The following is a 607-nucleotide window of genomic DNA, read 5'->3' as shown; positions in this document are numbered from 1 at the left end:
GGGCTTGCTGAACGATTAAAAAATCCAGTAACAGCAAGGGTTTGAGGCATTCTTTGTCGAATTCATATGCAAGGAAATCGTTGAAATACGATGAAAAACCGTGCACATGGAGGATGACGATCATGTACCAACCGTACGCTGATGAGGAAAACCAGTTGTTGCTGCCTAGCGAATTTTTCTTGCCTTTCGGAGGTCGTCTGAATCCGGAAAATCGTTGGATCAAACTCGCCCGGTTGATTCCGTGGGCGCAAGTGGATCGCAAGTACGCGAAGTGCTTCAAGAAATCGTTTCGCGGCCAAAAGGCGGTCTCCGTTCGAATGGCGTTGGGAGCCTTGATCATTCAAGAAAGACTGCAACTGTCTGATCGAGAAACGGTTGAAACGATCGTGGAGAACCCGTACCTCCAATACTTCCTCGGCTTGGCGGGCTATCAGGATCGGCCGCCGTTTCATCATTCCCTCATGACTCATTTCCGCAAGCGTCTTGGCGAGAAAATCATCACGGAAGTGAACGAATGGATCGCCGTGGAAGCGGCGAAGGCGGAACAGCAGCGGGATGATGACGATGACATGAAACCCTCCTCCTCCACTGGGCGGGCCGGGAAGCG

General features: G+C 51.6%; 1 protein-coding gene. It reads left to right on the top strand.

The features are described 5' to 3' along the window. Window positions 1-122: 122 nt before the first annotated feature. Window positions 123-607: transposase (locus tag ACFPXP_RS07940; protein WP_379893706.1), on the top strand; the 485-nt coding region annotated here is incomplete at its 3' end.

This window comes from Marinicrinis lubricantis (genome assembly GCF_042658665.1).
Taxonomy (GTDB): domain Bacteria; phylum Bacillota; class Bacilli; order Paenibacillales; family KCTC-33676; genus Marinicrinis; species Marinicrinis lubricantis.
The sequence above is the reverse complement of the archived record's forward strand: the minus strand, read 5'-3'. Positions and strand labels throughout refer to the sequence as shown.